Origin of the sequence: Streptomyces sp. NPDC048349, from assembly GCF_040651925.1 — a bacterium.
Lineage (GTDB): Bacteria > Actinomycetota > Actinomycetes > Streptomycetales > Streptomycetaceae > Streptomyces.
This window is the reverse complement of the sequence record NZ_JBEZLA010000030.1, coordinates 55,688-79,720: the sequence shown is the minus strand read 5'-3', so window position 1 is coordinate 79,720 and position 24,033 is coordinate 55,688. Positions and strand designations below refer to the sequence as shown.

The window sequence follows — 24,033 nt, the reverse complement described above, 5'->3', positions numbered from 1 at the left end:
GCCGACCCGCGCCTCGGACGTCGGGCCGGCACGATCCAGCCGCTCCGGCGCTCGAGGCGCGGGGTCCGGGGCGGAGCCCCGGCACACGGCCCGCGGGCGGGCGCAGCCCGGGGGCGTGGCCTGCGGGGCGGCCCCACCGCCCCGCCCGCCCGGCCTCCCCGCGCCCGGCCCGCATCGAGGCGTCAGGCCTCGCGCGCGCCCTCGTACATCTCGTCGATCAGGTGCTTGAACTCACGCTCGACGACCGGGCGCTTCAGCTTGAGGCTGGGCGTGAGGTCTCCGTGCTCGACGTCCAGGTCGCGCGGCAGGATCCGGAACTTCTTGACCGTCTGCCAGCGCTGGAGGCCCTCGTTGAGGGTCTGGACGTACGTCTCGATCAGGCGGTTGGTCTCCGGCGCGGCCAGCACCTGCGCGTACGTCTTGCCCTCCAGCCCGTTCTCGGCCGCCCAGACCAGGATCGACGGCTCGTCGAGCGCGATCAGGGCGGAGCAGAAGTTCCGGTCGGCGCCGTGCACGACGATGGTCGACACGTACGGGCAGATCGCCTTGAACTGGCCCTCGACCTCGGCCGGGGCGACGTACTTGCCGCCCGAGGTCTTGATCAGGTCCTTCTTGCGGTCGGTGATGCGCAGGTAGCCGTCGGGCGACAGCTCGCCGATGTCACCGGTGTGCAGCCAGCCGTCGGACTCCAGGACCTCGGCGGTCTGCTCGGGCTTGCCGTGGTAGCCCTGCATGATGCCGGGGCCGCGCAGCAGGACCTCGCCGTCGTCGGCGATGCGGACCTCGGTGCCGGGGAGCGGCTTGCCGACGGTGCCGGTGCGGTAGGCCTCGCCCGGGTTGACGAAGGAGGCGGCACTGGACTCGGTCAGGCCGTAGCCCTCGAGGATGTGGATGCCGGCGCCGGAGAAGAAGTAGCCGATCTCGGGCGCCAGGGCGGAGGCGCCGGAGACGGCGGCGCGCAGGTTGCCGCCGAAGGCCTCGCGGAGCTTGGAGAAGACGAGCGCGTCGGCGATCTTGTGCTTGGTGGCGAGCCCGAAGGGGGCCGTCGCCTGACCGGTGCGGCGGAAGTTGTCCTGGGTGACCTTGGCGTACTCGCGGGCCACGCCGACCGACCACTGGAAGATCTTGTACTTGGCCCCGCCGGCGGCCCGGGCCTTGGCCGCGACGCCGTTGTAGACCTTTTCGAAGATGCGCGGGACGGCCGCCATGTACGTCGGCTGCACGATCGGCAGGTTCTCGATGATCTTGTCGATCCGGCCGTCGACGGCGGTCACGTGGCCGACCTCGATCTGCCCGGAGGTCAGCACCTTGCCGAAGACGTGGGCCAGCGGCAGCCACAGGTACTGGACGTCGTCCTTGGTGATCAGGCCGGTGGCGACGGTGGCCTTGGCCATGTACGACCAGTTGTCGTGCGGCAGCCGGACGCCCTTGGGGCGGCCGGTGGTGCCGGAGGTGTAGATGAGGGTGGCGAGCTGGTCGGCCGTGATGGCCCCGATCCGCTCCTTGACCGCCTCGGGATGCTTGGCGAGGTACTCCTTGCCGCGCGCCTCCAGATCGGCGAGCGAGAGCACCCAGCCGTCCGGGTCGCCCTCGGCGGCCACCGCGTCGGCGGTCTCCACGACCACCACGTGGGCGAGGTTCGGCAGGTCGGCGCGGCGCTCGCGTGCCTTGGCCAGCTGCTTGCCGTCCTCGGCGATGAGCACGCGGCTCTCGGAATCCGCCAGGATGTACGCCGACTCCTCGGCGTTGGTGCTCGGGTAGATGGTGGTGACCGCGCCGCCCGCGCACATCACGCCGAGGTCGGCGAGGATCCACTCGACCCGGGTGTTGGAGGCGAGCGCGACCCGCTGCTCCGGCCCGAGGCCCAGGTCGATCAGGCCGGCGGCGATGGCGAAGACCCGCTCGGCCGCCTGGCCCCAGCTGAGCGACTTCCAGTCGTCGGGGCCCTGGCCGCCGGCCGCGGGCACCGGGTACCGGTACGCCTCCGTATGGGGCGTGGCGGCCACGCGCTCAAGGAAGAGGGCCGCCACCGTGGGCGGGCGGTTCTCGATCAAGGTCTGTGTGTCGCTCACGACATCCTCCGGACCGGACCACGCGGCAGTGCGTGGGCGTGGGGCGCCTGGCGGGGCGCATCGGGACAGGCGGGGTTTGAGACGTAACCAGCAGGTGACTGGCGAGTAACCATCGAGCAGTGATCAGACTAGAGGCCGTCCGCCGCCTTCGTAAGGGCCCGCAAGCGGCCGGTTCATAACGAAAGAGGCCCCCACGCCGGAGCGTGGGGGCCTGCTTCCGCAGCGGGCGCGGGCGGCGCTACTTCTTCTTGCCGCCGGACTCGTCGCTGGAGAGGACGGCGATGAAGGCCTCCTGCGGGACCTCCACGGAGCCGACCATCTTCATCCGCTTCTTGCCTTCCTTCTGCTTCTCCAGCAGCTTCCGCTTACGGGAGATGTCACCGCCGTAGCACTTGGCGAGGACGTCCTTGCGGATGGCGCGAATGGTCTCGCGGGCGATGACGCGCGAGCCGATCGCGGCCTGGATCGGCACCTCGAAGGCCTGCCGCGGGATGAGCTCGCGCAGCTTGGCGACCAGGCGCACGCCGTAGGCGTAGGCGGCGTCCTTGTGCGTGACGGCGGAGAAGGCGTCGACCTTGTCGCCGTGCAGCAGGATGTCGACCTTGACCAGGGAGCTGCTCTGCTCGCCGGTGGGCTCGTAGTCGAGGGAGGCGTAGCCGCGCGTCTTGGACTTCAGCTGGTCGAAGAAGTCGAAGACGATCTCCGCGAGCGGGAGGGTGTAGCGGATCTCGACCCGGTCCTCGGAGAGGTAGTCCATGCCGAGCAGGGTGCCGCGGCGCTGCTGGCAGAGCTCCATGATCGCGCCGATGAACTCGGTGGGCGCGAGCACGGTGGCCCGCACGACCGGCTCGAACACGTCCGAGATCTTGCCCTCGGGGAACTCGCTCGGGTTGGTGACGGTGACTTCCTTGCCGTCCTCCATGACCACCCGGTACACCACGTTGGGCGCGGTGGCGATCAGGTCGAGGCCGAACTCGCGCTCGAGGCGCTCGCGGACCACGTCCAGGTGGAGCAGGCCGAGGAAGCCGACGCGGAAGCCGAAGCCCAGCGCCGCCGAGGTCTCCGGCTCGTAGACGAGCGCGGCGTCGTTGAGCTGGAGCTTGTCCAGCGCCTCGCGCAGGTCGGGGTAGTCCGAGCCGTCGAGCGGGTACAGGCCCGAGAAGACCATCGGCTTCGGGTCCTTGTAGCCGCCGAGAGCCTCCGTCGCGCCGTTGCTGAGGCTGGTGATGGTGTCACCGACCTTGGACTGACGGACGTCCTTCACGCCGGTGATGATGTAGCCCACCTCGCCGACGCCGATGCCGTCGGCCGGAGTCATCTCCGGGGAGGAGACGCCGATCTCCAGCAGCTCGTGGGTGGCGCCGGTCGACATCATCCGGATGCGCTCGCGCTTGTTGAGCTGGCCGTCGACCACACGGACGTAGGTGACCACGCCGCGGTACGAGTCGTAGACCGAGTCGAAGATCATCGCGCGGGCCGGGGCGTCCTTGACGCCGACCGGGGCCGGGACGGTGGCGACGACCTTGTCGAGCAGCGCGTCCACGCCGACGCCGGTCTTCGCCGAGACGCGCAGCACGTCCTCGGGCTGGCAGCCGACCAGGTTCGCGAGCTCCTCGGCGAACTTCTCCGGCTGGGCGGCCGGCAGGTCGATCTTGTTCAGGACGGGGACGATCGCGAGGTCGTTCTCCATCGCCAGGTACAGGTTGGCGAGGGTCTGCGCCTCGATGCCCTGCGCGGCGTCCACCAGCAGGATCGTGCCCTCGCAGGCGGCGAGGGAGCGCGAGACCTCGTACGTGAAGTCGACGTGCCCGGGGGTGTCGATCATGTTGAGGATGTGGGTGCTGCCCTGGCCCTCGCCCGTGGTGGGCGCCCAGGGCAGTCGGACCGCCTGGGACTTGATCGTGATGCCGCGCTCACGCTCGATGTCCATGCGGTCGAGGTACTGGGCGCGCATCTGCCGCTGGTCGACCACACCGGTGAGCTGGAGCATCCGGTCGGCAAGGGTCGACTTGCCGTGGTCGATGTGCGCGATGATGCAGAAATTGCGGATCAGCGCCGGGTCGGTACGGCTCGGCTCGGGCACGTGGCTGGGGATCGCGGGCACGCAGTGTCCTGATTCTCGGTCGCAGTCGGAACTCGGAACGAAGTCTGAGTGCTCCCATGGTCCCATGGACGGGGCAGTGCGCTCGGTTTGGGCCGCCAGGAGCGTGCCTGGTAGCCTGGGCAGCTGTGTCTCGTATGCCCTCTCAGCTGTCGAGGCACGATCCGAAGAACAAAACTCTGAACCTGAAAAGGCTCTTTCGTGGCGAACATCAAGTCCCAGATCAAGCGGAACAAGACGAACGAGAAGGCGCGCCTGCGCAACAAGGCCGTCAAGTCCTCGCTCAAGACCGCGATCCGCAAGGCCCGCGAGGCCGTCCTCGCCGGTGACGTCGAGAAGGCCACCGTGGCTTCCCGCGCCGCCGCGCGTGCGCTCGACAAGGCTGTCTCGAAGGGTGTCATCCACAAGAACGCCGCCGCCAACAAGAAGTCGGCGCTGGCCTCCAAGGTTGCCTCCCTGCAGGGCTGAGCTCTCGATGTGAATCGCCGGTAAGGACCCAGCGGGCCCTCTCTTCCGCTCCTTCACCGGCACACCGCGCCGCACGCGGCCTGCGTTCGCCACGCGGGTGCGGCGCACACAAGCAGTGCAAGCAGTAACCGAAGGCCCCGGCCTCCGCCCTTCCCCAGGGTGGCGGCCGGGGCCTTCGCGTGTCAGCGGCGCTGGGGGCGGGCCGCGCGGGCCACGGCGACGACCGCCTTCTCCAGGGCGTACTCGGGGTCGTCACCGCCGCCCTTGACCCCCGCGTCGGCGGCGGCCACGGCGCGCAGGGCGTCCGCGACGCCGTCCGCCGACCAGCCGCGCATCTGCTGGCGGACCCGGTCGATCTTCCACGGCGGCATGCCCAGGTCCCGGGCGAGGTCGCCCGGGCGGGCCCCGCGCGGGGCGGAGGCCAGCTTGCCGATCGCGCGCACGGCCTGGGCCAGGGCGCTGGTGATCAGGACCGGCGCCACCCCGGTGGACAGGGACCAGCGCAGCGCTTCGAGGGCCTCCGCCGCACGCCCCTCGACCGCACGGTCGGCGACGGTGAAGCTGGAGGCCTCGGCCCGGCCCGTGTAGTAGCGGCCGACCACGGCCTCGTCGATGGTCCCCTCGACGTCCGCGCACAGCTGCGCCGCCGCGCTCGCCAGCTCCCGCAGGTCGCTGCCGATCGCGTCGACCAGGGTCTGGCACGCCTCCGGGGTCGCCGACCGGCCCAGCGTGCGGAATTCGCCCCGTACGAAGGCCAGCCGGTCCGCCGGCTTCGTCATCTTCGGGCAGGCGATCTCCCGGGCTCCGGCCTTGCGCGCCGCGTCCAGCAGCCCCTTGCCCTTCGCACCGCCCGCGTGGAGCAGGACGAGGACGATCTCCTCGTAGGGCGCGTCGAGGTAGGCCTTCACCTCCTTGACCGTGTCGGCGGACAGGTCCTGGGCGCCCCGCACGATCAGGACCTTGCGCTCGGAGAAGAGCGAGGGACTGGTCAGCTCGGCCAGCGTGCCGGGCTGGAGCTGCTCGGAGGCGAGGTCGCGGACGTCCGTGTCGGCATCGGCGGCGCGGGCGGCCGCCACCACCTCCCGTACGGCACGGTCGAGCAGCAGGTCCTCCTGCCCCACCGCGAGGGTGAGCGGGGCGAGCGGATCGTCGGTGGGGTTCTTCCTGGTGGCCATCGGCTCCAGCATCCCACGCCGCACTGACAGTCCGGGGCGCCGCCGCCCCCCTGACCCGGTACGTGAGAATGGTCGCGTGAACCTGCGCCATGTACTCGTCCTGCCCGACCGTGACGCCGCCGAGGAGGTGGCTCAGGAAGCCGTCGACCGCTTCGGCCTCCCGGAGGAACCACAGCTGGTGCGCGACGCCCTGGCCGGTGAGGACGACGCCGAGGACGCCCAGTGGCTGGTGGTCGTCGAGGACCCACGGGAACGGCTCGACACCGCCGTGCTGGACGCCCTCGCCGCCGAGTACGAGGGCTGGCTGGAGCACCCGTAGGAGCCCGGCCGGACTCAGGCCTTGTGGACGATCTGCACGTCCAGCGTCACTTCCACGCTCGAACCGATCGCCGCGATGCCGTGCGCCAGCACCGACTGCCAGTTCAGGGTGAAGTCCTCGCGGTGCAGTTCGGTGGTGGCCCGGCAGGCGGCGCGCTGCTCGCCCTCCAGACCCGCGCCCAGGCCCAGGTAGCGGGTGTCCAGCGTGACGGAACGGCTGACTCCGTGGAGGGTCAGGGCCCCCGCGACGGTCCAGTGGCTGCCGCTGCGGTGGATGAACCGGTCGCTGTAGAACTCCACCGTCGGGTACCGGGCCGCGTCCAGGAAGTCGCCGGACCTCAGGTGGTCGTCGCGCAGCCGCACCCCGGTGTCGATGCTCGCCGCATCGATGATCACGTGCATGGAGGAGTCCTCCATGCGGTCGGCTATCCGCACCGCCCCGGCGAACGTGTTGAACCGGCCGCCGATCCGTGCGAAGCCGATGTGCCGGGCCGTGAACGCGATCGACGAGTGCGCCGGGTCGAGCTCCCAGTGGCCGGGCTGCGGCAGCAGCGGCGGCTCCACCGCGTCGAGGACGATCTCCCCGGTTCCGGGCTGGGCCGGGTCTCCCACCAGCGTCGCCCCGTGGAACGGCGCGTACCCCTCGGCGGTGACGGACAGCCGGTACTCGCCCTCCGGCACGACCGCCGTGAACCCGCCGTACGGGTCGGTCTCGCCGCTGACGATCCGGCGCCCGATCGGATCGGTCACCTCGAACGCGGCCTGTCTGACCGGCTGGTGGACGGTGTCGAGGACCCGGCAGCTGAGCAGACCCGCCGTCGGCGGCAGGGTCAGTGTCGCGGATGTGTGCGGGCTGGAACTTCCGGCCGTCTCCATCCCCCGTCGGCGACCGAACATGGCTGATGCACCCCCGTGCTGTGTGGACTTGGACCGTTCTGGCGAAGACGAATTCGATCATGCTGTCGGGTCGGGGGCAAACAGAATGACCGTGCCCGTAATGCCCGTGTCGCCCCCGCCGCCGGCCGGCCGGAAACACCCGCATCTCCGGGCCGGTGCCGGACACGGCGATCGACCCGTCGGTGTCGGTGCGCAGTACGGCCGCCCCCGACGCCCGCAGCCGGGCGAGCGTACCGGGTGCGGGGTGCCCGTAGCGATTGGCCGCGCCGACCGGGACGACGGCGAGCCTGGCCCGGATCCGTGCGTACAGCCCCGGGTCCTGGTGTGCGGAGCCGTGGTGCGCGACCTTGACGACATCCACCGGGCCCAGGTGCGGATGATCCCGCAACAAGGCCTGTTGAGCGGGCGGTTCGAGGTCGCCGAGCAGCAGCAGGGTCAGCCCGGCCCTGCGGACCAGCAGGGCGACGCTCGCGTCGTTGGGCCCCTCGGGCGGCGGTCCGGCCGCCGGCGGCCAGAGCACCTCCCATTCCAGCGGTCCGGCCCGGCGCCGCTCCCCCGCCGCCGCCCGTACGACGGGAACGCCTGCGGCGGCCGCGGTCCTGTGGACGAACTGAGCCTGCCCCGGCGGCTCTTCCAGCGCGGTGGTCTCGATCACACCCACCGAGCGGCCCCTCAGCACCCCGGACAGGCCTCCCACGTGGTCGGCGTGAAAGTGCGTCAGCAGCAGCATCGGCACCCGGCGCACTCCCAGCGCACGCAGGCAGGCGTCCACCGGACCGGGATCCGGCCCGGTGTCCACCACCAGGGCCTCGCCCGGGCCGAGGGCGAGTACCGCGGCGTCCCCCTGCCCCACGGCGCACTGCACGTAGCTCCAGTCGGGCGGGGGCCAGCCGGTGAGCGTGCGGGTGAGCTGCGGCGGCCGCAGCACCGCCAGGAGCAGCAGCACCGCCAGCGCTGAGCAGACCCACCGCGGCCTGCCGAGCCGGGCGGCGAGGAGTACGAGGGCCACGGTGGCGGCGGCCAGCAGCAGCCCGCCGGTGAGTCCGCCCGGCCACGCCAGCTCCGCCCCCGGCAGCCGCGCTCCCGCCCTGGCCACCCCGGCGATCCACCCGGCGGGCACCCCCGCGCACCAGGCGAGCACCCGTGCGGCGGCCATCCACAGCGGGGCCACGCCGAGCGCCGCGAAGCCGAGCACCGTCGCCGGGCCGGCCGCCAGTTCGGCCAGCAGGTTGCACGGCACCGCCACGAGGCTGACCCGGGCGGAGAGCACCGCGACCACGGGCGCACACACCGCCTGGGCGGCTGCTGCGGCCCCCAGCGCCTCGGCGAACCGGGGGCGCATCCCGCGCCGCTGCAGGGCCGCGCTCCACCGGGGTGCGAGGGTGAGCAGCGCGCCCGTGGCCAGGACGGACAGCAGGAACCCGTAACTGCGGGCCAGCCAGGGGTCGTAGAGGACCAGCAGCAGCACCGCGGCGCCCAGGGCCGGGATCAGGGACCTGCGCCGCCCGGTGGCGAGGGCGAGCAGGGTGACGGCCCCGCAGGCCGCGGCACGCAGCACGCTCGGCTCCGGCCGGCACACCCCCACGAACGCCAGCGTCAGGGCCGCCCCGCACAGGGCGGTGGCCCGCAGCGAGAGCCCCAGCCGGGGCGCCAGTCCCCGCCGTTCGGCCTGCTGCGCACGGGCCGGGGGCCCGATGAGCAGAAACAGGACCACGGTCAGGTTGGACCCGGACACGGCCAGCAGGTGCAGCAGGTCGGTGGCCTTGAACGCCGCGTGCAGATCGGGCGGCACCCGGGACGTGTCCCCGACGACCAGCCCGGGCAACAGGGCCCTGGCATCCGGCGCGAGCCCCTCGGTGGCCTCGCGCAGCCCGGCGCGCAGCCGCCCGGCGAACCGCTGCGCACCGTCCGGTCCGCCCGTCACCGCGGGCGGGGTGTCACCGGACGGGCGCAGCAGCGCCACGGCCCGCTCCCCGTCCCGCGCCGGGGCCAGCCGGGCGACGACCGCCACCCGGGTGGAGGGCAGCAGCCGGGCCCACCCCGGGTGCCCGGCCAGCACCCGCACCCGGGTCTCGACCCGGGTCCGCGCCCCGTCGGGCCCGGTCACCCCGGTCAGCACCGCGTCCAGCACCACCACCGGCGGCCCGCTCCCCCGCCCGTCCCCGCCCCCGCTGCCGGCGATCCGGGGATCGGAACCGATGGTGAGCTCCGCGAGGACACGGGCGTGCTCCCGGGCCAGGCCCGCCACGGGCCCGGCCCGGGCCTCGGCCCGCTGGAGCCCCGCCACCCCGGCGCCCGCGCAGGCGCAGAGCAGGGCCGCGGCCAGTGCCGGAGCCGCCCTCCAGCGCGGTCCGGGGCTCCGGCACGCGGCCAGGAGCAGCAGCCCCGCTGCGGCCGCACCCACGCCCACCCCGACCGCGGTCGAACCCGCGGGCGCGTCCAGGGCGAGGGCGGCGGCCGCCCAGGCGGCCAGGGCCGGCGCCACCAGCCGGAGGTCCGTCGGCCCCTCGCGCTCGGGGCCGTTCACGGCCGCACCAGCGTGCGCAGGTCGGCGAAGCGCCGCTCGCCGATGCCGTTGACCTGCCGGAGCTCCTCCACGGAGCGGAAGCCCCCGCGGGCGGTGCGGAAGTCCACGATGTGCTGCGCCAGCACCGGCCCGACCCCCGGCAGGCCGTCCAGCTGCTCGACGGTGGCCGAGCCGAGGCTGAGGGGCCCCGGACCCGGCCCGCCCCCACTCCCGCTGCCGCCCGGCGGGGCCTGCGCGGGGGCGCCCACCAGCACCTGCTCGCCGTCCACCAGCACCCGGGCCCGGTTCAGCCCGGTGGTGTCCGTACCGGGCCGCACACCCCCCGCGGCGGCCAGCGCGTCCTCGACCCGCGACCCGGCGGGCAGCCTGCGCACGCCCGGGTCCCGGACCTTGCCGCTGATGTCGACCACGATCCGGGCGGCGCCTCCCGCCTGCGCCGGTGCCGTGGCAGCCGCCGGCGCCGCCGACGGGGCGATCAGCGCGGGGGCGGTCACCGGGCGCGGCCGGGCGGACCAGAACTGCTGCGCGGCGCATCCGACCGCGACGACGAGCACCACCCCGACGGCGGCCACGGTGCGCGGCTCCACCCCGCAGCGCGTCTGGAACCAGACCGGCAGCCGCTCCCGCAGCGCCAGCCTGCGCGCGGCCAGGGGAGACAGCCCGGCCGTCTCCTCGGCCGGGGGTGCGGAAGCCCCGGACGCGCGACCCGCCGCGGCAGCGGAAGCGGCCGCGCGACCGGAATCAGCCCCGGGCCCGGCCGCGGAAGCCCCGGCCGCCGGGTCCGCCCCGGCCACGGAGGCCCCGGCCGCGGCAGCCCCGGCCGCGGGCTCCGCCCCGGGCGGCGGCAGCGGCGGACTGCTGCCGCCCAGCAGGGCTTCGGCCCGGCGGCGCACGGCCTCCGGTTCCACGTGCGGGGCCTGGCGGCCACGGCGGACGGCAGGGCCGCGGCGGTGGCGCAGACGGCCGTCGGAGAGACGGGTTCGGCCCGGGCCACTGGTGGCGCCCGACGGATGCGGAGTACGCGTTCGAAGAGTCATGCCACGACGGTAGGGGCGCATCCAGGCCCCCGTTCGGAGCTCTCAATTCCGGTGGACAACCACGCCGTTGTGGATATCCGCGCCACCCGTTCCGGTGATCAGCGCGGCGACACGACCGCCGCCAGCAGCCCCGGCCCGGTGTGCGCGCCGATCACCGCACCGACCTCGCTGACGTGCAGTTCGACCAGCCCCGGGATGCGTTCGCGCAGCCGCTGGGCGAGCTTCTCCGCCCGCTCCGGCGCCGCCAGGTGGTGCACCGCGACATCGACGCTGCCCGCGCCGGCCCGCTCCACGGCCAACTCCTCCAGCCGGGCGATGGCCTTGGAGGCCGTGCGCACCTTCTCCAGCATCTCGATGCGCCCGCCGTCCAGGGTCAGCAGCGGCTTGACCGCCAGCGCCGAGCCGAGGAGGGCCTGGGCGGCCCCGATCCGCCCGCCGCGGCGCAGGTAGTCGAGGGTGTCGACGTAGAAGTACGCGGACATGTCCGCAGCCCGCTTCTCGGCGGCGGCCACCGCCTCGTCCACGGATCCGCCCGCCTCGGCCACCTCGGCGGCGGCGAGCGCGCAGAAGCCGAGGGCCATCGCGACCATTCCGGTGTCCACGACGCGCACGGGCACGGGCGCGGTGCGCGCGGCGACCACGGCGGCGTCGTAGGTACCGGAGAACTCGGCGGACAGGTGCAGGCTGACGATGCCGGTCGCACCGGCGTCCGCGGCCGCCCGGTAGGCCCGCACGAACTCCTCCGGGCTGGGCCGCGAGGTGGTGACCGAGCGGCGTTTCTGCAGGGCCAGGGCGAGGCTGCGCGCCGAGATCTCGGTGCCCTCCTCCAGGGCCTCGCCGCCGAGGACCACGGTGAGCGGGACGGAGGTGATTCCGTGCCGCGCCATGGCCGGGTGGGGCAGGTAGGCCGTGGAATCGGTGACGATGGCGACATGGCGGGACATGAGCCGGAGGTTACCGCCAGTGGGGGCGGGTCGGCAGCCTGGGGCCCCCGGCGCGGCCGCCGGCCGGGTCCCCGGCAGCGGCCAGAGCCTATGGCCTGGGCAGCGGCCAGAGCATATGGCCGGGCAGCGGCCAGAGCCTACGGCCCCGGCAGCGGCCAGGACCTACGGCACCCGGGTCACACCGCCGGGTCCCGCACGCCCCCGATCAGGACCTACGGCACCCGCGTCACGCCGCCCGGCCCCGCACGCACCCGCCCCCGATCAGGTCGTGCTCTCCGGCCGGCGCGCCTTCTGCCAGGGGTACTGGGGCGCCGGAGCGCCCTGGTCCAGCGCGGCCGGCCCCGCCCCCGGAGCAGGAGTCTGAGCCGGAGCGGGCGCCGGTGCCTGCGCCGCACCCTGCCCCTGCGCCGCGTCCCACGCCGCGGCCGCCGCCGCCAGATCGTCCGCCGGCTCGCGCTGCCAGTCCCGCAGCGCCCCGGACTCCATCTCGATCTGCGCCGACAGGACCGACAGGTCGTCCTCCGCGAAGCGCAGGGCCCGGTCCCGGGCCGCCCAGCGCAGTGAGTCCGCGGACTCGACGATCTTGGCCGTGCGCTCGCGCAGTTCGGGAAGGCGCGCGGCGGTGCGCTGCCGGTCCGGCTCCTGCTCCAGTCGCTTGAGCTCCGCGTCCAGCTCCCGGCCGTGCGCGCTCAGCCGCGCGAACAGCCCGAGGGACTCCTTCAGCGAGGCGTCCGCCCGAGCCCCCTCGGACAGCGCCTCCTGCGTGGCCCGCATCGAGGTCCGCAGGTCCAGCCGCAGTTGCGCCAGCGCCCCCACCACACCGACCTGGCCGAAGCTCTTGGCCCTCAGGGTGGTGTCCTCCACCGTGCGCCGCGCCTGGACGACCGTGCGCTCCACGCCCCGCTTGGCCGCACCCACCGCCTTGACCGTGACGTACGCGCCGAGGCCGACGAAGGCCAGCAACATCAGCGCGAAGATGATCAACGCGGCCTCCATGGTGGCCCCTTTCCCCAGGCGTCAGCTCTTCCCCTTCACCGTAAACGCCGCGGGCAGGTCGGGGGTTCCCATCGAACCCCCAACCTGCCCGTACGGGATCTCCCCCATGGCGGGGGACGGCCGGTCTCAGATGACGATGTTGACCAGCTTCGGCGCGCGCACGATCACCTTGCGGATCTCCGCACCGCCCAGGGCCGCGACCACGGCCTCGTCACCGACCGCCAGCTGCTCCAGCTCCGCGTCCGAGATCGTCGGCGGCACCTCCAGGCGCGCCTTGACCTTGCCCTTGACCTGCACCACGCACGTCACGGTCTCGTCCACCACGTAGGCCGGGTCCGCGACCGGGAAGTCCTGGTGGACCACCGAGTCGGTGTGGCCCAGGCGGTGCCACAGCTCCTCCGCGATGTGCGGGGCCAGCGGGGCGATCAGCCGTACCAGCGCCTCGGCCACCGGGCGCTCGAGCGGGCGGCCCGCCTTGGTCAGCGCGTTGTTCAGCTCGGTGATCTTCGCGATGGCGGTGTTGAAGCGCAGCCCGGCCATGTCCGCGCCGGCCCCGTCGATGGCCTTGTGCAGGGCGCGCAGCGTGTCCTCGCCGGGCTCCCCGTCCACGACGGTGACCCGGCCGGTCTCCTCGTCGACGATGTTGCGCCACAGGCGCTGCAGCAGCCGGTACTGGCCGACCACGGCCCGGGTGTCCCACGGACGCGAGACGTCCAGCGGGCCCATCGCCATTTCGTACAGGCGCAGGGTGTCCGCGCCGTACTCCTCGCAGATCTCGTCCGGCGTGACGGCGTTCTTCAGGGACTTGCCCATCTTGCCGTGCTCGCGCTTGACCTGCTTGCCCGCATGGAACCAGGCCCCGTCCCGCTCCTCGACCTCGGCCGCCGGGACGTACACACCGCGCTCGTCGGTGTAGGCGTACGCCTGGATCATGCCCTGGTTGAACAGCTTGTGGAACGGCTCCGCCGACGAGACGTGACCCAGGTCGAACAGCACCTTCGACCAGAAGCGCGCGTACAGCAGGTGCAGCACCGCGTGCTCGGCGCCGCCGACGTACAGGTCGACACCGCCGTGCGGGGCCCCCTCGCGCGGGCCCATCCAGTACTGCTCGATCTCGGGGTCCACCAGCGCCGAGGCGTTGTGCGGGTCCAGGTAGCGCAGCTCGTACCAGCAGGAACCGGCCCAGTTGGGCATGGTGTTGGTCTCGCGGCGGAAGGAGCGGACGCCGCGCCCGTCGCCCAGGTCCAGCTCGACGTTGACCCACGCCTCGTTGCGGGACAGCGGGGTCTCCGGCTTCGAGGCGGCGTCGTCCGGCTCGAAGGTGCGCGGCGAGTAGTCCTCGACCTCCGGCAGCTCCAGCGGCAGCATCGACTCGGGCAGCGGGTAGGCGACGCCGTCCTCGTCGTAGACGATCGGGAAGGGCTCGCCCCAGTAGCGCTGGCGGCTGAACAGCCAGTCGCGCAGCCGGAAGTTGACGGTGCCCTCGCCGATGCCGCGCTCGGTCAGCCAGTCGGTGATCGCGGCCTTGGCCTCGACCACGCCCAGGCCGTCCAGCGCGATGCCCTCGCCCGTGGAGTTGACCAGCTCGGCCTCGTACGAGACGAAGGCGTCGTCCCACTCGGCCGGGTCGGTGCCGCGGCCGTCGGTCGGCTTCACGACGCAGCGCATCGGCAGCTCGAAGGCGCGCGCGAACTCGAAGTCGCGGCCGTCGTGCGCCGGGACGGCCATGATCGCGCCGGTGCCGTAGCCCATCAGCACGTAGTCGGCGATGAAGACCGGGACCTTCTCGCCGCTGACGGGGTTGACCGCGTACTCGCCGGTGAAGACACCGGTCTTGTCCTTGGCCTCGGCCTGGCGCTCGACGTCGGACTTCGAGGCGGCCTGCTTGCGGTACGCGGTGACGGCCTCGGCCGGCGTGGCGTGTCCGCCGGTCCACACGTCGTGGGTGCCCTCGGGCCAGGCGGCCGGAATGAACTTCTCCACCAGCGGGTGCTCGGGCGCCAGCACCATGTAGGTGGCGCCGAACAGGGTGTCCGGGCGGGTCGTGAAGACGGTGATCGCCTCGTCGCCCAGCGGGAAGTCGACGCGCGCGCCCTCGCTGCGGCCGATCCAGTTGCGCTGCTGCAGCTTGATGGCCTCGGGCCAGTCCAGCGCGTCCAGGTCGTCCAGCAGCCGGTCGGCGTACGCGGTGATGCGCATGTTCCACTGGCTCAGCTTGGCCTTGAAGACCGGGAAGTTGCCGCGCTCGGAGCGGCCGTCCGCGGTGACCTCCTCGTTGGCCAGCACGGTACCCAGCCCGGGGCACCAGTTGACCGGTGCGTCCGAGGCGTACGCCAGCCGGTACTCGTTCAGTACGTCGGCCCGCTCGCCCGCGGTCAGCGCGGCCCAGGCACGGCCCGCGGGAACCTCACGCGCGCCGCTCTCGAACTCGGCGACCAGCTCGGCGATGGGCCGGGCCTTCTTCGCGTCCGCGTCGTACCAGGAGTTGTAGATCTGCAGGAAGATCCACTGGGTCCACTTGTAGTAGTCCGGGTCGATCGTCGCGAAGGACCGGCGCTTGTCGTGGCCCAGGCCCAGCCGGCGCAGCTGGACCTTCATGTTCTCGATGTTCGCCTCGGTCGACACGCGCGGGTGCGTGCCGGTCTGCACGGCGTACTGCTCGGCCGGCAGGCCGAAGGCGTCGAAGCCCAGGGTGTGCAGGACGTTGTGCCCGGTCATCCGCTGGTGGCGGGCGAAGACGTCGGTGGCGATGTACCCGAGCGGGTGGCCGACGTGCAGCCCCGCGCCGGACGGGTACGGGAACATGTCCATGATGAACTTCTTGGGCCGCGCGACCAGCTCGGGGTCACCGGCCAGGTCACCGGTCGGGTTCGGGGCCTCGTACGTGCCCTGCGCGTCCCAGACGTCCTGCCAGCGTGCCTCGATGTCGGCGGCCATGGCAGCCGTGTAACGGTGCCCCTCGGCCGCCTCGGGGGCCGGGGTGTTCGTCTCGCTCATGATTCCTACAAGCTCCATCGATCGTCTCTGCCGTCTCTGCCTGCCCAAACGAAAAAACCCCTCGCACAGGAGGGGACGCCGCGCCGATGCCGACCGTCTCGGAGGGTCGGTACTGATCAGCGCGGCTCGGTAAGCAGAAGGCGTACGGCACGCATGGCGTCAGAGTACCGCAGCGGCCGCAGCGGGCGCCCGTAGCGTCCGCGGCCCGGACGGCACCGCGCCGGGGCCGGTCCGGGAGCCCCGGTCCGGCGGGCCCCGTACCGGCGCCGCGGCTCACTCCTCCCCATCGGTGGGAAGCGGGGCGGGCGAGGGCGTGCGGTGCGCGGGCAGGTGGCGCAGGACGCGGCCCAGAACCCGGTCGGCCGGGAAGTAGCCCAGTTCCCGCGAGTCGAGGCTGACCGGCCGGTTGTCGCCGAGCAGGACCAGCCGGCCGTCCGGGACCCGGCTGCCGGGGGCCCGGGCCAGGGCCGGGACCCCGACGCGCGGGATCCGGTCGCCGGGGACGGCGGCAACCCGTTTGATGAGCAGGCCGTACTCGCCGCGCCGGGCTGCACCGGGGTGTCCGGCGACGACGACCTCCCCGTTGCGGGGCGGGCCGCCGCGCCGGACGAGCACCCGGTCCCCGTCGCGGTACGCCGGCTCCATGCTCGGGCCGCGCACGGTGACCACGACGAACCGGCGGCTGAGCGCCCACCACAGGGCCGCGGCGGCGAGGACCGCGACCGCGGCCGTACGGATCCCCGCGTCGCCGGTGACCAGCGCGGCGGCCCCCGCTCCGGCCAGCGCGAGCGGCAGCACCCCGGCCGGCGCCTGCGCCAGGCGCCCGCGGCTGCGGGCCGCAGCCCGGGCGGGGCGCGCCGGTCCCGCCCAGGCGGCGCTGCCCTCGCCCCCGGCCGCCGCGAGCTCGGGCCCGTACGGCTGATCGGGCCGGCCGGGCGTCGGGTCCCCGGGCAGCACCCGCCCGCTCATCGGACCGGCTCCGTCCGGGGTGCGGAGTCCGGAGCCGGGGCCCGGACCGCGCCCGGGGCCGGCTCCGGGGCGGGCCGGTAGCCCTCCGCCTGGAGGGCGAAGAGCCGGGCGTACTCCCCCGCGGCGCCGAGCAGTTCGCCGTGCGTGCCCTGCTCGCTGATCCGGCCGTCCGCCAGCACCACGATCCGGTCGGCGATCCGCAGCGCGCCCAGCCGGTGCGAGATCAGCAGGCTGGTGCGCCCGGCCCGGTGCGCGGCGAGCGAGCTGTGCACCTCGTGCTCGGCGGCCGCGTCCAGGCCCGAGGAGGGCTCGTCCAGGATCATCAGGTCCCTGCGGTGCCGCAGCAGGGCCCGCGCCAGGGCGAGCCGCTGCCACTGGCCGCCGGAGAGGACGACGCCGAGGTCCGGGTCGTCCTTGTCGGACTCCATGAAGTAGGTGCGCGACAGCAGGGTGTCGTAGCCGCGCGGCAGCTCCGTGAGCCTGCGGTGGATGCCGGCCCGGTCGGCGGCGGCCCGGATGCGCTCCGGGTCGTCGAGGGCGGTGAGCTCGCCGAGGGCGATGTTCTCGGCGGCGGTCAGCTCGTACTCCATGTAGTCCTGGAAGACCACGCTGATCCGCGCGCGCAGTGCCTCGGGGGCGGTGTCGCGCAGGTCCACGCCGTCCCACAGGATCGCCCCGCGGGTCGGGTCGTAGAACCGGCACAACAGCTTGACCAGGGTGGATTTCCCTGCGCCGTTGAGGCCGACCAGGCCGAGCGTCGTGCCGTGCGGGATGTGCAGGGTCACGCCGCTCAGCACCCAGGGCCGGTCGGGCCCGTAGCGGAACCAGACGTCCTTCAGCTCGATCCCGCGCCGCAACTCGGGCAGCGGGTCGGGCCGTTGCGGTACCGGCAGGTCGGAGGGGGTGGCGAGGACGGTGAGGAAGTGCTCGAAGGAGCGCAGCGCCTGGTGGGCGCGGGCCAGATCGGCCGCGAAGGAGATCAGCGCCCCCTGGATGCCCGCGACCGCCGCCACGAAGATCATCACGTCGCCGACGGTGAGGCCACCGGTCCGCGCCCGGCCCACGGCCCACACCAGGCCGCCGCCCGACATCAGCGCGGCGAGCAGGGCCAGCCCAGCCTGGACGAGGACCTCGCGCCGGTCGACGGCGGCGCGCCCCCGGTCGGAGACCCGCCGCTCGGCGGCCATCCGGCCGCGCAGGAAGGGGCCGAGCGCGAAGAGGCGTACCTCTTTGGCCGCCTGGACGGAGGTGAGCAGCTCGGCGTAGAAGGCCTCGCGGCGCTCGGCGGGGCTGACGGCCCAGACGGTGTGCGCACGGCGCCGGGACAGGTCCAGTTCTGCCAGGAGCATCGGCAGGCCGGACAGCAGGACCAGCACCGTCATCAGCGGGCTCAACAGGAGCAGGGTGCCGAGCAGTCCGGCGCCGGTGATCAGCGAGCGGATCAGGCCGAGCGCGGCGTCGACGGTCTGGTTGGGGGCCACCCGGCTGGCCTGCTGGGAGAGCCGCAGCCGGTCCAGGAACTCGGGGTCCTCGAAGTGCCGCAGTCCCGTGAACCGCTCGACGGCGCCGAACAGCCGCTCCATGGCGAGCAGTCCGGCCCGGCGGTCGAGCTGGGCCCGCAGGTACTGGGCGACCTGGGGCAAGACGGCGGCGAGCACCCCGGTGGCGGCGAGCAGCGCGGCCGGGGCCGCCAGCCCGCCGGCCGCCGGACCCCCGGAGATGCGGTCCACGACCGCCTTGGTGAACCAGGCGGCGGCCACCGGCAGGACCCCGGTGGCCAGGGTGAGGACGACGTAGCCCGCCAGGACCCCGGGGGCGGCCGCGACGGCCAGGGCGGTGGCGGCGACGAGGCGCCGGCCGCGCGACACGGTCACGGTGGGCCCGCGGTCGCCGTCGGCCCGGTGGATCTGCCGGGAGCGGCCGCCGCGCCCCGGTTGCCGGCGCTCCCGGCGCTCCCGGCGCTCCCGGCTGCTCATGCCGCGAGCGGGAGGCCGGCGGTCACGTCGACCTGGTTGTCGCGGACGACGACCCGGCCGTCGGCTTCCCGGCCGACGAGGAGCAGGGTGGGGTACGCCTTGGCCTGGAAGGCCGCGCCCACCTCGCCGTTGTAGTCCTCGCGGACCACCCGGGCGACGGGGCGCAGGGCTTCGGCGAAGCGGCCGCCGCCCTCGGCCCCGCCCGCGATGACGGCGAGCACCCGGCGGGGACCGCCGGGGAAGTGCCGGGCGTACTCGGTGAACACGGGCAGCTTCTCCTTGCACGGGGTGCAGTTCGGGGAGAAGAACGCGACGAGGGTGTCGCCTTCGAGGTCGGCCAGGGTGAGTTCCTCGTCGTCCGCACTGGTCACGGAGAAGTTCCCGACTTCCTCGCCGACGCCGAGGGGCACGGGCGCCTCCGCGTTCACCTTGTCAGAGATCAGGGCGGCGTGATCGCGCAGGCGCTTGATCACGCCGACGGTGAGCAGCAGGTCGAGGGCGGCGAGCAGCCCGACCAGGGCCACTGCGGTGATCAGGAGGGACATGGCGGCTCCGTAGCGGGTCGAGGGTGCGGGGCGGCCGGACGGTCAGACGGCCGCCGGCCGCAGGAGGTAGAGCAGGTCGTCGAGCAGCGTGACGAGGGCGCCGAGCAGCAGGCCGGCGAAGGCGGCGGCCAGCGCCCCGCCCGGGTGCAGGGCCCCGGCGGACCCGGCGGCCACCGCGCCGGCGGTCGCACCGGCGGCGAGGAACAGGTTGCGTACCAGGTGCCGGGGTCCGAGGGGCGTGGCCGAGGCGCCGAAGCACCGGCAGGGGGTGCGGGATCCCTGGCGCAGGGACCGGGCGACGGCCCCGGTGAAGGCGGTCAGCAGGGCGGCCGCGAGGGCGAATCCGGTCCGGTGCGCGAGGGGCTGGGGCAGGGCGAGGAGCGGCACGATCGCCGCCTCGCCCAGGACGACGAGTGCGGCGGCCGGCCGTGTCACGGTGCGGGAGAGCGGGAGCAACTCCCGCACCGAGACGACGAATGCGGCATAGGCGCCGCGGCCGGCCGTCTTTCCGAGGACGGAGACCAGAAATACCGCCCCGATCAGGCAACGCATTCCGATGGCCAGGTACAGCATGTTCACCACCTGTGGGTCGCCCGGGGGCGGAATCTCAGCCGGCCGTATTCATGACGGCGGGGCTACCGCAGGAATTCAGCGGCAGTCGATGTACTGGCAGTTCTTGCCGCTGCTGTCGCAGCAGGCCTCGCACGGCCGGCCGGCGCACTGCCAGCAGGCCTTGTAGTAGCGGACGTAGCAGGGGGCCGCGGCCGCTTCGGTCTTCGGCGCGATCAGGGCGAGCAGGCTGTCGCCGATGGCCTCGATCTTCTTGAACACGATGTCTCCCGTGTCTGGGGAATGGAGTTTCTTCTTTCCGGAGATTCGCTTCCCTCTCTCCGTGGTCATTACTTTTGCGGATCGGCTCGCTGCGGGTCTTGTAGAAATTCAGCTTCCCGTTGCCGCGAGATAGCGGCCGAGCGTGGTGCCGGTCATGGACTTGAATTCACGGCTCAAATGGGACTGGTCGTGAAAACCGGCGGCCGCGGCGAGTTCCGCGCCGGGCAGGCCGCCGCGCAGCAGCCGCAGCGCGTTGCGCAGCCGGATGACGCGCGCACAGCCCTTGGGGGTGAGGCCGACCTGTTCGCGGAAGCGGCGCTCCAGCTGGCTCTGGCACCAGCCGACCTCGTGGGCCAGCCGGGGAATGGAGGCGCCGCCCGCGCTCGCGTGCAGATCGCGCCAGGCCCGTACGACCGGCGGGGCGGGCGGTGGCCCGGCCGTCAGCAGCTGCGCGAGGGTCCGGTCGAGTACGGCGAACCGTGCGGCCGGCCCGGACGCCCCGGCCAGCCGTTCGCGCAGGGCGGCGGCCCGCGGCCCGATCAGTTCGGCGAGGTCGAGCGGGCCGCGGCCCAGCCGGCCGAGCGGGACGCCGCCGAAGAGGGTGTAGGCGCACCACGGGGTGAGGGTCACCTCGACTCCGGCGACGGCCCCCCGGTGCTGGACGGCCAGCCCGCTGGTGCGCAGCCCGCAGGCCACCGCGGTGTGGGGGACGAGCGGACCGGAGCCGTCGGGCGGCCCCAGCAGCAGCTCGCCCTCGGTCAGCAGCAACAGGCTCACGGCGCCGGCGGGCACCTCCAGGTGCCGGCAGGGCGGACCCTGGGCGCGCCGGAAGCCCCGGTAGCGCAGGACTCCGGGGCGCAGCGCCCCGTCGGGCTCGGCGTCGACCGACTCGCCGGGCGTGCGGGGACAGGCGGATACGTCCACCGGGCTTCCTCCTCGGGAGGCCATGGATGACATGGATGACAAGGGCGGGGAAGGCGGAAGGGGAGGCGCCGAAGGGTCAGGGGCGGCGCGGGACGCCGCTGCCGTGGACCTCGATGGCCTGCCCGGTGATGCCGCGGGCGAGCGGTGACAGCAGCAGGGCGGTGCCCGCCGCCAGGTCCTCCGCCAGGTCCTCCGCGGCCCCCGGGGCCGGCACGAGGAGGTTCACGGTGATGCCGTGGGCGCGGGAGGCGTCGGCCCACAGCCGCACCTGCGCATCGAGCCGGGGAGGTCCGGTGACCACGATGCGGCCGGCCCGGCCGCCGCGGACCATGGCGCGGGCGGCCGCGGCGACCAGGGCGGCCGCGGGCACCGCCGCCTGCGCGTCCAGCACGTCCAGCGCATCCAGCGCGAGGGCGTCGATCCGCTGGAGGTCGTCCATGACGGCCGCGACCAGGCGCCGGGGGCCGCAGGCGCCGGGGGCCATCAGGTAGGGCAGGGCGGTGACGGCGCCCGGCGTCTCCTGGCGGCCCAACCCCGCGCAGATGGCGCTGACTTCCAGGAGCGAAGGTCCGGCGACGGCGAGCCGGGCGCCTTCCGCGGCCAGGGCCCGGCACAGCGGGCCGCCGACGGCGTGGGAGCGGGTGACCACCAGGGCGACACGGCCGCTCGGCACGCGGAAGGGGTCAGGCATGCGCGGCGGCGCCCGGCGCGGGGGCCGGCTTCGGCGCGACGTTCCAGATGAAGTCGTCGGTCCCCGTGCCGGTGCCGGTCCCCGGCCTCGCGCCGGTCCCCGGGCCCGCGCCGTCGGCGAGGTCGGCGGTGTGCGCGGCGCCCGCCGCGGGGACGTGGGCGACGTGGGCCGCGGCGGCGTGCAGGGGTACGAGGACCGCCACGGCGAGCGCTGCGGAAGCGGCACATCGTCCGGCGAATGACGTGGTGCTGGGCATGGTTCCCCCTGGGATGTCCGGTGTCGGTTGGTGGCGTGGTCATGCGCCGTTTCGGGCCCGGGCGGGTGCCCGGCCTGTTCCCAGGACAGCACCCCGCGGCAGCCGGCCCAAGGGTCGCCGGGCTGCAGCCGGATGCATGACACAAAGCTGCCAAGCCCGCCCCGCACGGCTGGTTGTCGGAAATCCGGCTGGTGGGCGGCGCGGACTGCGATGAGGCTGGGATCCTGCGCACGGCACCGGGAGCGGCCGTCCGCGGCCGCTTGCGAAGGGGGAGGCAGATGCGGATACGTGCGTGTCCGGCGGGCACCTGGGAGTTCGCGCAACGGCTGCCGCACCCGGCCCTGCGACCGGGCGTCCTGGGGTACCGCGGTTTCCGGCTCGCCCTCGGCCGGCCCCGCCGCCGCCTGGAGATCCCGTGCGCGGCGGTGACCCTCGTGCTGAACCTCGGGGGCCGGCCCCTGCGGGTCCGGTGCGCGGCGACCGGCCAGACCCTCGTGCACACCGCCGCCCCGCTCGTCTCCGGGATGGTGTCCCGCCCCACCCTCGGCGAGCACGACGGCCACCTGCACGGCATCGAGGTCACCCTGCGCCCGTGGGCCGCGTTCCGGCTCTTCGGCGTCGACATGCACGAGCTGGGCAACACGGTGGGCGAGACCTCCGCCCTGACCGGGACCCGCTACCCGGACCTGTGCGGCGTCCTGGCCGGTACGGCCGGCTGGCAGGACCGGTTCCGCATCCTCGACGCGGCGCTGCGGCTGTGGATCCGGGACGGCCCGGCGCCGTGCCCCCGTACCGTGTGGGCGTGGGACCGGCTCGAACGCAGCGGCGGGACCCTGCCCGTGCACACGCTGGCCGCCGAGACCTCGTGGAGCGAACGGCAGTTGGAGCGCCGCTTCCGCGAACAGATCGGGCTCCCGCCGCGCACGGCGGCCCGGGTGCTGCGGGTACGCCGGGTCCTCGGCTCGCTGTCGGCCGGGATGCGCCCGTCCGAGGCCGCCACGTTGGCGGGGTTCTACGACCAGGCCCATCTGAACCGGGACTTCAAGGCGATGACCGCCCACTCCCCCTCGCGGTTCCTGGCCCTGCGCGCGTCGGCCCGGCCCGGTCCCGCCGAGGTGGACCGGGTCAGCGGCGAGGTCACCAGCGCCGTGCTGACGGCCTGACCCGGGTCGTCCGGGCCCCTCCGCCCGGACGTCGGGTTCGTCCAAGACGGCCGGCCCGGGGCCGTGGAACGCTACGACGAGGTCCCGCACAGCACCCGGACGCGGGACGCCCCCTCGGAAGGGTGACGGGTATGTCGCAGACGCAGTCGGCCCTCGACGCGGATGTCCTCGCGGTCTACCGGGCCGTACTCCTGCACCGCGAGCAGAGCCCGGACCGGCTGGCCGAGAGGCTGTCGATCCCCGAGCAGCGCGTGCGGGAGTCACTGGAGCGGCTGGTGGAGCTGGCGCTGCTCCGGCCGTCCTGGGACGACCCCGCCGACGTCCGGGCGGTCAGCCCCGATCTGGGCCTGGAGATGATGCTCCAGCGCGAGCAGCAGGAACTGGCCCTGCGCCAGGAGCGGGTGGCCCAGACCCGGGCCGCCCTGACCCTGCTGGCCACCGAGTACGTGACGGCCGGACGGGCGGACGCGGCGAGCGGGACGGAGGTCCTGCACGGCAAGGACGAGATCCGTACGCGGCTGGAGACCCTCGCGAGCCGCTGCGAGCGCGAGGTGCTCTCGCTCCAGCCCGAGGGTTCGCTCACCCCCGAGGCCATCGAGGCGGGCCGCCCGCTCAACGAGCAGGCGATCCTGCGCGGCGTCCGGTTCCGCAGCATCTACCTGCACGCCATCGGCAAGGACCGGCAGGCGCTCACCTACCTGCGCTGGGCGGACGAGCACGGCGGGGAGATCCGCCTGTCGCCCACCCTGCCGATGCGCCTGCTCATCGTGGACGGCGAGGAGGCCGTTCTTCCCGGCGATGCGCAGGCGGGCCAGCCCACGGCGCTGCTGGTGCGCAGCGCACCGGTGGTGCGGGCCCTGCACGCGCTCTTCACGGCGTACTGGAAGAGCGCCGAGACCTTGCAGGCGGTCGCGGAGGCCACCGGTCCGGCGCCCGGTTCGCCCTCCCCGCAGGAGCGGGAACTGCTGCGCATGCTCGCCGAGGGGGTCACGGACGCCGTGGTGGCGCGCGCCCTGGGGGTTTCGGTGCGGACCCAGCGGCGGATGGTGGCCGATCTGTCGGCCCTGGCCGGGGCGTCCAGCCGGTTCGAGCTCGGGGTGAAGGCCGCACGGCTGGGCTGGCTCTGATCCGCCCCGCGGACCGTAC

At 74.0% G+C, this 24,033-nt stretch carries 20 protein-coding genes and 1 pseudogene; 4 read left to right on the top strand and 17 right to left on the bottom strand.

Going from position 1 to position 24,033, the window contains the following annotated elements; genetic code table 11:
• Positions 1 to 182: 182 nt before the first annotated feature.
• Positions 183 to 2,072: a long-chain fatty acid--CoA ligase gene (locus tag AB0D44_RS18300; RefSeq protein ID WP_362591585.1), complete on the bottom strand. Its 1,890-nt coding sequence runs from the start codon at positions 2,070 to 2,072 to the stop codon at positions 183 to 185.
• 238 nt (positions 2,073 to 2,310) lie between these two features.
• On the bottom strand, positions 2,311 to 4,176 hold the full coding sequence (gene lepA / locus AB0D44_RS18295) for a translation elongation factor 4 (protein ID WP_362591582.1): 1,866 nt from the start codon (positions 4,174 to 4,176) through the stop codon (positions 2,311 to 2,313).
• A gap of 198 nt (positions 4,177 to 4,374) precedes the next feature.
• Between lepA and rpsT the strand changes: the two genes are divergently transcribed.
• A complete protein-coding gene (gene rpsT, locus AB0D44_RS18290) occupies positions 4,375 to 4,641 on the top strand; it encodes a 30S ribosomal protein S20 (protein WP_356868905.1) in 267 nt (88 codons plus the stop codon).
• Between the two features lie 182 nt (positions 4,642 to 4,823).
• Here the strand turns inward: rpsT and holA are convergent, their stop codons facing one another.
• On the bottom strand, positions 4,824 to 5,816 hold the full coding sequence (gene holA, locus AB0D44_RS18285) for a DNA polymerase III subunit delta (RefSeq protein ID WP_362591579.1): 993 nt from the start codon (positions 5,814 to 5,816) through the stop codon (positions 4,824 to 4,826).
• Between the two features lie 76 nt (positions 5,817 to 5,892).
• Between holA and AB0D44_RS18280 the strand changes: the two genes are divergently transcribed.
• Positions 5,893 to 6,135, top strand: coding sequence for a hypothetical protein (locus AB0D44_RS18280; RefSeq protein WP_362591577.1), 243 nt, complete (start codon positions 5,893 to 5,895; stop codon positions 6,133 to 6,135).
• 14 nt (positions 6,136 to 6,149) lie between these two features.
• Here the strand turns inward: AB0D44_RS18280 and AB0D44_RS18275 are convergent, their stop codons facing one another.
• From AB0D44_RS18275 to AB0D44_RS18210, 14 genes and pseudogenes are all read right to left on the bottom strand, one after another.
• Positions 6,150 to 7,010 (bottom strand): YceI family protein, encoded by an 861-nt coding sequence (locus AB0D44_RS18275; protein WP_362591612.1) that lies wholly within the window; start codon positions 7,008 to 7,010, stop codon positions 6,150 to 6,152.
• A gap of 160 nt (positions 7,011 to 7,170) precedes the next feature.
• Positions 7,171 to 9,558: pseudogene (locus AB0D44_RS18270) on the bottom strand (ComEC/Rec2 family competence protein); the annotation flags it as partial.
• A complete protein-coding gene (locus AB0D44_RS18265; protein WP_362591574.1) occupies positions 9,555 to 10,595 on the bottom strand; it encodes a ComEA family DNA-binding protein in 1,041 nt (346 codons plus the stop codon). The gene AB0D44_RS18265 and the pseudogene AB0D44_RS18270, both read right to left, overlap by 4 nt.
• Positions 10,596 to 10,693: 98 nt before the next feature.
• Positions 10,694 to 11,539, bottom strand: a complete 846-nt coding sequence (locus tag AB0D44_RS18260) for a DegV family protein (protein WP_362591572.1) — start codon at positions 11,537 to 11,539, stop codon at positions 10,694 to 10,696.
• A gap of 261 nt (positions 11,540 to 11,800) precedes the next feature.
• Positions 11,801 to 12,535 (bottom strand): hypothetical protein, encoded by a 735-nt coding sequence (locus tag AB0D44_RS18255; protein ID WP_362591569.1) that lies wholly within the window; start codon positions 12,533 to 12,535, stop codon positions 11,801 to 11,803.
• Between the two features lie 126 nt (positions 12,536 to 12,661).
• Positions 12,662 to 15,532, bottom strand: coding sequence for a leucine--tRNA ligase (leuS, locus tag AB0D44_RS18250; protein ID WP_362591566.1), 2,871 nt, complete (start codon positions 15,530 to 15,532; stop codon positions 12,662 to 12,664).
• 273 nt (positions 15,533 to 15,805) lie between these two features.
• Positions 15,806 to 16,501, bottom strand: coding sequence for a S26 family signal peptidase (locus tag AB0D44_RS18245; protein WP_362591563.1), 696 nt, complete (start codon positions 16,499 to 16,501; stop codon positions 15,806 to 15,808).
• Entirely contained in the window at positions 16,498 to 18,477 is a 1,980-nt protein-coding gene (locus AB0D44_RS18240; RefSeq protein ID WP_362591560.1) for an ABC transporter ATP-binding protein, read from the bottom strand. The genes AB0D44_RS18245 and AB0D44_RS18240 overlap by 4 nt, the downstream gene beginning before the upstream one ends.
• Positions 18,474 to 19,022 carry a TlpA disulfide reductase family protein gene (locus tag AB0D44_RS18235; RefSeq protein WP_362591557.1) on the bottom strand — a complete coding sequence of 183 codons (549 nt, stop codon included), beginning with the start codon at positions 19,020 to 19,022 and terminating at the stop codon, positions 18,474 to 18,476. Before AB0D44_RS18235 ends, AB0D44_RS18240 begins: the two co-directional genes overlap by 4 nt.
• 42 nt (positions 19,023 to 19,064) lie before the next feature.
• Positions 19,065 to 19,595 (bottom strand): MauE/DoxX family redox-associated membrane protein, encoded by a 531-nt coding sequence (locus AB0D44_RS18230; RefSeq protein WP_362591554.1) that lies wholly within the window; start codon positions 19,593 to 19,595, stop codon positions 19,065 to 19,067.
• A gap of 75 nt (positions 19,596 to 19,670) precedes the next feature.
• Complete coding sequence (locus AB0D44_RS18225; RefSeq protein ID WP_362591551.1) at positions 19,671 to 19,853, bottom strand: hypothetical protein; 183 nt, start codon at positions 19,851 to 19,853, stop codon at positions 19,671 to 19,673.
• A 108-nt stretch (positions 19,854 to 19,961) separates the two neighbouring features.
• The gene (locus tag AB0D44_RS18220; protein WP_362591548.1) at positions 19,962 to 20,777 is read right to left on the bottom strand and encodes a helix-turn-helix domain-containing protein; all 816 of its coding nucleotides are present in this window, start codon (positions 20,775 to 20,777) and stop codon (positions 19,962 to 19,964) included.
• 76 nt (positions 20,778 to 20,853) lie between these two features.
• Positions 20,854 to 21,468: a hypothetical protein gene (locus AB0D44_RS18215; protein ID WP_362591545.1), complete on the bottom strand. Its 615-nt coding sequence runs from the start codon at positions 21,466 to 21,468 to the stop codon at positions 20,854 to 20,856.
• Positions 21,461 to 21,724, bottom strand: coding sequence for a hypothetical protein (locus AB0D44_RS18210; protein ID WP_362591543.1), 264 nt, complete (start codon positions 21,722 to 21,724; stop codon positions 21,461 to 21,463). Before AB0D44_RS18210 ends, AB0D44_RS18215 begins: the two co-directional genes overlap by 8 nt.
• 278 nt (positions 21,725 to 22,002) lie before the next feature.
• On the opposite strand from AB0D44_RS18210, the gene AB0D44_RS18205 reads away from it, so the two are divergent.
• Both AB0D44_RS18205 and AB0D44_RS18200 read left to right on the top strand, forming a co-directional pair.
• On the top strand, positions 22,003 to 22,887 hold the full coding sequence (locus AB0D44_RS18205) for a helix-turn-helix domain-containing protein (RefSeq protein WP_362591540.1): 885 nt from the start codon (positions 22,003 to 22,005) through the stop codon (positions 22,885 to 22,887).
• A 131-nt stretch (positions 22,888 to 23,018) separates the two neighbouring features.
• A complete protein-coding gene (locus AB0D44_RS18200; RefSeq protein ID WP_362591537.1) occupies positions 23,019 to 24,014 on the top strand; it encodes a LuxR family transcriptional regulator in 996 nt (331 codons plus the stop codon).
• Positions 24,015 to 24,033: the final 19 nt, after the last annotated feature.

Bases quoted from the DNA above. Each gene is read 5' to 3' on its own strand.
- AB0D44_RS18245 (WP_362591563.1), bottom strand. From the start codon at position 16,501: ATGAGCGGGCGGGTGCTGCCCGGGGACCCGACGCCCGGCCGGCCCGAT.
- AB0D44_RS18235 (WP_362591557.1), bottom strand. From the start codon at position 19,022: ATGTCCCTCCTGATCACCGCAGTGGCCCTGGTCGGGCTGCTCGCCGCC.
- holA (WP_362591579.1), bottom strand. From the start codon at position 5,816: ATGGCCACCAGGAAGAACCCCACCGACGATCCGCTCGCCCCGCTCACC.
- AB0D44_RS18265 (WP_362591574.1), bottom strand. From the start codon at position 10,595: ATGACTCTTCGAACGCGTACTCCGCATCCGTCGGGCGCCACCAGTGGC.
- AB0D44_RS18230 (WP_362591554.1), bottom strand. From the start codon at position 19,595: ATGCTGTACCTGGCCATCGGAATGCGTTGCCTGATCGGGGCGGTATTT.
- AB0D44_RS18200 (WP_362591537.1), top strand. From the start codon at position 23,019: ATGTCGCAGACGCAGTCGGCCCTCGACGCGGATGTCCTCGCGGTCTAC.
- AB0D44_RS18210 (WP_362591543.1), bottom strand. From the start codon at position 21,724: ATGCCCAGCACCACGTCATTCGCCGGACGATGTGCCGCTTCCGCAGCG.
- AB0D44_RS18205 (WP_362591540.1), top strand. From the start codon at position 22,003: ATGCGGATACGTGCGTGTCCGGCGGGCACCTGGGAGTTCGCGCAACGG.
- AB0D44_RS18215 (WP_362591545.1), bottom strand. From the start codon at position 21,468: ATGCCTGACCCCTTCCGCGTGCCGAGCGGCCGTGTCGCCCTGGTGGTC.
- AB0D44_RS18240 (WP_362591560.1), bottom strand. From the start codon at position 18,477: ATGAGCAGCCGGGAGCGCCGGGAGCGCCGGGAGCGCCGGCAACCGGGG.
- AB0D44_RS18255 (WP_362591569.1), bottom strand. From the start codon at position 12,535: ATGGAGGCCGCGTTGATCATCTTCGCGCTGATGTTGCTGGCCTTCGTC.
- leuS (WP_362591566.1), bottom strand. From the start codon at position 15,532: ATGAGCGAGACGAACACCCCGGCCCCCGAGGCGGCCGAGGGGCACCGT.
- AB0D44_RS18260 (WP_362591572.1), bottom strand. From the start codon at position 11,539: ATGTCCCGCCATGTCGCCATCGTCACCGATTCCACGGCCTACCTGCCC.
- AB0D44_RS18275 (WP_362591612.1), bottom strand. From the start codon at position 7,010: ATGGAGACGGCCGGAAGTTCCAGCCCGCACACATCCGCGACACTGACC.